Here is a 2,977-nt window from a genome sequence, read left to right on the forward strand (position 1 = left end):
ACTCAGCAACGTCGCCAGACCGGCCTGCAACACCATGAACAAACTGGTCCCACTGCCACGGGCGAGCTCCACCAGAGCCCGGTGCAGATCCGCGTCCCACTGGAAGTCCAGCAGGTCGCCACGGAACGAGGCCACCGCCGGCCGGGCGCGGTCCACCGGCAAGGCGATCTGCTCCGGCAGGCCGGCCAGGGCCTGCGTCCAGTAGCGAACCTGCGACGCGAACAGACTGCCGTCATCGTCCTTGTCGCCCAGCAGCTCGTTCTGCCACAACGTGTAGTCCACGTACTGCACCGGCGGCGGCGACCAGCCGGGCTCTCGCCCCTGCATCCGGGCTTCGTAGGCGGTGACCAGATCGCGTGACAACGGCTCGAGGGACCAGCCATCGCCGGCGATGTGGTGCAGCACCAGCAACAGAACGTGCTCGTCGGTCGGCGACCCGTCCTCCGTGATCGCGAAGAGCTGGGCGCGGAGCGGCATCTGCGAGTCGAGGTCGAACGCGTACCGTGCTCCGCGCGTCAGTTCGGGCTCGATCCGGGTCCGGCCGAGCGATTGCGGCAGCAGCTCGACCTGCGCCTCGGCACCGTGCAGGACCTGTTGGAAAGGCACGCCGTCGACTTCGGGGAAGATCGTGCGCAGGCTCTCGTGCCGGTCGACCAGGTCCTGCAGGGCGGCGCGCAGCGCGCCGATGTCGAGATCTCCGGTGAGGTGCAGCGCCATCGGCATGTTGTAGGTCGGGCTGGGACCCTCCAGCCGGTGCAGGAACCACAGCCGCCGCTGGGCGAACGACAGAGGAACTCGATCCGGGCGGGCCGCGCGGGTCAGCGGGGGTCGCAGCTGCCGGTTCTCGTCGAGCCGTTGCGCGAGGCCGGAGACGGTCGGGGTCTCGAACAGAGCCCGGATGGGCAGCTCGGTGTCCAGCGTGTTGCGGATGCGGCTGATCAGGCGGGTGGCCAGCAGCGAATGCCCGCCGAGGTCAAAGAAGTTGTCCTCGACCCCGACCGACGGCAGCCCCAGAACCTCGGCGAACAGGCCGCAGAGGATCTCCTCCTGCGGGGTGCGGGGAGAGCGGCTGGCCGGGGTGGTGCCGAGCTCTGGCGCCGGCAGAGATCTGCGGTCGAGTTTCCCGCTCGGGGTCGCCGGCAGGGCTTCCACCCGCATGAACACCGACGGCACCAGATAGCCGGGCAACCGCCGGGCAAGCTCTGCCCGTACGGCCGCGACGTCCGCGCCGGCGCCGACGAGATAGCCGATCAGGCGGCCGTCGCGGACCGCTGCCGCGGCCTGTGTCACGCCGGGACACGCCGTCAGCGCGACCTCGACCTCGCCGAGCTCGATGCGGAAACCCCGCACCTTCACCTGGTCGTCGGCGCGGCCCAGGAATTCCAGGACCCCGTCGCCCGCATGCCACCGGGCCATGTCGCCGGTGCGGTACATGCGGGTGCCGTCCGCGGTGAACGGGTCGGGAAGGAACCGCTGCGCGGTCAGGCCGGGGCGGTTCAGATACCCACGGGCCACGCCGGCTCCGGCGATGTAGAGCTCGCCGGGGACACCGACCGGCACCGGGCGCAGCGCGGAGTCCAGAACGTAGGCGCGGTCGTTGTCCACCGGGCGGCCGATCGGCGCGGAGCGCTCGCTGTGCTCGGGTGCGATCCGCATGCCGGTCGAGACGTGCGTCTCGGCGGGGCCGTAATGATTGTGCAGGCGTGTCCCGGGATGCCGGGAGAAGAATTCCCGCAGCTGAGAGGTGACCGCCAGCGCCTCGCCCGCTTGGACGACGTGCCGGAGCGCGGGCAGGGTCGATCCCGCCTCGTTGGCGGCCAGGCAGACGGCCTCCAGCACCACCGTCGGTGCGTAGAGTTCCGTGATCCGCTGCTCGGCGAGCCAGAGCGCCAGGAGCTCACCGCTCGCGCGCACCTCGTCCGGGGTGATCACCAGCGTCTTGCCGGTCAGCAGCGCAGACAGGATCTCCTGCGCCGACACATCGAAGCTGACCGAGGTGAATTGGGCGACCCGGTCACCGGGTCCACCGCCGATCTCCCGCTCGTGCCAGGCCAGCAGATTCCGCAGTCCGCCGACCGCCATGACGACGCCTTTGGGCACACCGGTCGATCCCGACGTGTAGATCACGTATACGGGACTGGCGGCCGTCAGCCGGTCGATGGGGCCGATGTCGGCCGCCGGGAAGTCCGTCAATGTGGCAAAGGCCGACGGGTCATCGAGTGTGACCGCACAGCCGGCATCGGCCAGCATGAAGGTGATGCGCTCGGTGGGGTAGGCGGGGTCCACCGGCAGGTAAGCCGCGCCCGCCTTCACCGTTCCCATGATTGCGACGATGAGCTCGAGGGAGCGCGGCAGTGCCACAGCGACGACGTCCTCCGGCCCGACACCCTGGCCGATCAGCCGGCGCGCGAGCTGGTTGACCCTCGCGTTGAGCTCCTCATAGGTCAGGCAGGCATCGCCGAAGATCACGGCCGGCGCGTCCGGCGTACGCATGACCTGGGTCTCGAACAGCTGCGGCAGCATGTCGCCGGGCACCGCGCCGGGCTGGCCGCTCCAACGGCCGAGCAGGGCCTCACGCTCCGTGTCGTCCAGCACCTCGACGTCGCCGACGGCGACGTCCGGGTTGGCCACCACTGCGGTCAGCACCCGGCGGAAGCGCTCGATCAGCCGCTCGATCGTCTCGCGGTCGAACAGGTCGGTGCTGAACTCGACGGCGCCGGTCAGCCCGTACGACCCCGAGCTCCGCAGTTCCTCGAAGACGTTGATCAGCAGATCGAAACGGGACGTCTTGGTGCCGGCGGAGTACAGCGACGTCGACAGGCCGGGCAGCTGGAACTCGCCGGTGGGCGCGTTCTGCAGGGCCAGCATCACCTGGAACAGCGGGTGGTGTGCCATCGAGCGTGCCGGGTTGAGCACCTCCACCAGATACTCGAACGGCACATCCTGCTGGCCGTACGCGGCCAGATCCACCTCACGC

1 protein-coding gene is annotated in these 2,977 nt (G+C 69.8%); it reads right to left on the bottom strand.

Annotated features, from left to right (window positions below):
• Positions 1-2,977, bottom strand: a 2,977-nt coding sequence (locus ADL15_RS11845; protein WP_157441324.1) for a non-ribosomal peptide synthetase, incomplete at both ends; no start/stop codon positions are given.

It is taken from the genome of Actinoplanes awajinensis subsp. mycoplanecinus (assembly GCF_001509495.1).
GTDB lineage: Bacteria > Actinomycetota > Actinomycetes > Mycobacteriales > Micromonosporaceae > Actinoplanes > Actinoplanes palleronii.